Source organism: Hydrogenophaga sp. (assembly GCF_051007235.1).
Classification (GTDB): domain Bacteria; phylum Pseudomonadota; class Gammaproteobacteria; order Burkholderiales; family Burkholderiaceae_C; genus Hydrogenophaga.
On sequence record NZ_JBPCSJ010000023.1, the window covers coordinates 1 to 2,523 of the forward strand.

At 72.1% G+C, this 2,523-nt stretch carries 4 protein-coding genes; 1 reads left to right on the top strand and 3 read right to left on the bottom strand.

Going from position 1 to position 2,523, the window contains the following annotated elements; all coding sequences use genetic code 11:
* Positions 1 to 155: 155 nt before the first annotated feature.
* The 3 genes from ACR2JA_RS00805 to ACR2JA_RS00815 form a co-directional block, all read right to left on the bottom strand.
* On the bottom strand, positions 156 to 425 hold the full coding sequence (locus ACR2JA_RS00805; RefSeq protein ID WP_434007239.1) for a hypothetical protein: 270 nt from the start codon (positions 423 to 425) through the stop codon (positions 156 to 158).
* A gap of 14 nt (positions 426 to 439) precedes the next feature.
* On the bottom strand, positions 440 to 925 hold the full coding sequence (locus tag ACR2JA_RS00810) for a CinA family protein (RefSeq protein WP_434007240.1): 486 nt from the start codon (positions 923 to 925) through the stop codon (positions 440 to 442).
* Positions 926 to 1,039: 114 nt separating this feature from the next.
* Entirely contained in the window at positions 1,040 to 1,573 is a 534-nt protein-coding gene (locus ACR2JA_RS00815) for a phosphatidylglycerophosphatase A family protein (RefSeq protein ID WP_434007241.1), read from the bottom strand.
* A 137-nt stretch (positions 1,574 to 1,710) separates the two neighbouring features.
* On the opposite strand from ACR2JA_RS00815, the gene ACR2JA_RS00820 reads away from it, so the two are divergent.
* Positions 1,711 to 2,523 (top strand): hypothetical protein (locus ACR2JA_RS00820; protein ID WP_434007242.1); only part of this gene is annotated, 813 nt, incomplete at its 3' end.

Genomic DNA, 2,523 nt, shown 5'->3' on the forward strand with positions numbered 1-2,523 from the left:
AAACGGGCGGATGGCGAACTCGGCCGAAAAGCGCTGCGTGAGCGCGTGCAGGCAGGCCAGGGCGCGCGGCACGTCGGCCATGCCCTGGCGCGCCACGTATTCGCCCATGGACCAGACAACCCAGCCCGCCAGGCCCATTTCGCCCTGCGCGTCGCTCAGGCCAGCGGGTTCGCCGCCTCGTCCAGCGGCACCGGGGGGGCCAGGCTGGCCTCCAGCACCTCGGCCGCGTCGGCAAAGCGGGTCGGCAGCGTGGCCTGCAGCGCGTCGGCCAGCTGCATGGCGCGGGCCTTGAATTCGAGGTCCTCCAGCCCGGTGGCGGCGTGCTGCTCGAAACGTGTGCGGTCGAACCCCGGCCAGACGCGCTGCAGGTGCCGCCCGGCCTGGGCCACCGTGCCGGGGTTGATCAGGTTCTTGAACGGCTCCACCGTGGGCGCGCCGGTCAGGCCAGCCGCTGCAGCAGCCCGGCCAGCGCATGCGCCACCGTGGCCTGGCGCACGGCGGCGCGGTCACCGTCAAAACGCTGGAGTTCGGTGAACACGCCCTGTGGCGTCGCCCAGCCGAACCACACCGTGCCCACCGGCTTCTCGGCGCTGCCGCCGGTGGGGCCGGCGATGCCGGTCACCGCCACCGACCAGTGCGCGTGCGCATTGGCCACCGCCCCGGCCGCCATGGCGCGCGCCACCGCCTCGCTGACCGCGCCGTGCGCCTCGATCAGCGCCGCCGGCACGCCCAGCAGCTCGCTCTTGGCCGCGTTGGAATAGGTCACAAAGCCACGCTCGAACCAGTCGCTCGACCCGCTGACCTCGGTGCAGGCCCCGGCGATCAGGCCACCGGTGCAGCTCTCGGCCGTGGCCAGGTGCTGGTGGCGCGCCTTGAGTTCGGTGGCGAGTTGCTCAACCAGATCAGCGATGGAAAGTGTGTTCATGGGCGATGGTGTGTCGATGGAGGGGGGTGGTCCAGAACACCGCGGAACGGGCTTTGCCCGGCCGCAGGTGTTGTTCCCCCGTGGGGGGAAGACGCGAAGCGGCGCAGGGGGGCATCAAAACCTCCAGAAAGCGATCACCAGCAGCGTGCAGAAGGCCGCCGCAAAGTCGTCGAGCAAGATGCCGAAGCCCCCGCGCGGGCCGAACCCCTTGAACGTCCGGTCGGCCCAGGCCATGGGGCCGACCTTGACCGCGTCGAACAGGCGGAACAGCGCAAACGCCACCAGCTGCGCCCAGAAGCTGGCCGGCGTGACCAGCCACAGCACCAGCCAGAACGCGACCACCTCGTCCCACACGATGTGGCCCGAATCGGCGATGCCCATGTGCCGCGCCGTCACCGTGCAGGCCCACCAGCCCACCAGCGTGCCCAGACCGATCAGCAGCGCCCAGCCCGCGTCGCTCATCAAGGGTTGCAGCACCAGGAACGCCGCCCACGCCCACAGCGTGCCCGCCGTGCCCGGTGCGCTGGGCGACAGGCCCGAACCCGCGCCCAGCGCGATGAAGTGGGCCGGGTGCCGCAGGGCAAACGCCCAGGTGGGCCGGATCAGGGGCGCGGGCGGCGCCAGGGGGGCGGAAGCGGTGTCAACCATGCGGAGGATTATCGGCCGCGCCCGCGCTTGCCTGGCGCCGGTGCGCGGCCGATACTGGCTCAGCCGCCGGCTCACCGAGCCGCCACACACCAGCCGGGAGGGGTTCACATGCACACAGCAACACGCGGGGTGGGCGTATGAAAGGGCACACGGGCGAACTGCTGTTCGCGTTGCAGATCGGGGTGCTGTTGGCGGCCATCGCGTCGTGGCTGGTGGCCAGTGCCTACCGCCGCCGCATGCTGGCGCTGATGCGCGGCGGCCCGGCCCCGCAAGACACGGCGGCCGCCCCCGCCACCCCGGCGCCGGCGCAGCCATCGGCCCGCGCGCGCCGCGCCGATCTGCCTGCCGCCCACCACCGCGCCAGCCTGCGCGCCCTGCTGGCGGTGGCCGGCGTCTGCCTGCTGATCGGCCTCACCCAGTCCTGGCTGTCCTTCCTCTTCGTCTACGAAGATGACAAAGGCTTCACCCTGCGCCGCGTGCTGGTGCTGGGCGCGGTCTACGCCTGGCCCATGGTCATGGGCTGGGGCCTGCTGCGGCGCTGGTCCTGGGGCCGGGTGCTGGCGGGCATCGGTGCCTACATGCTGGTCATGGCGGTGCTGGTCATGCTCAATTCGACCGAGCAGCAGACCTGGGCCGGCGTCATGGGCTGGCTGGGCAGCGTGGTTGTCATTCCCATGGTGGTGGCCCTGCTCATCAGCGCCAGCGGGCGCATCCGCGCCGTGGCGCCCTACCTGCTGCCCGTCTTCCTGGTGCTGTCGGCCGCCAGCACCGGCGCGCTCAGCCTGCTGGCCGTGGGCGTGCAAGACCCGCCGGTCTGGATCATCCAGATCGTGGGCGTGCTGGGCGCCTGGCCCACCATCGTGCTGCTGGCGCTGGCCCCGTGGCTGCTGCTGGCCTGGCCGGTGTGGCGCCTGGGCCTGTGGCTGGCGCAGGCCTACCGCGACAAGCGC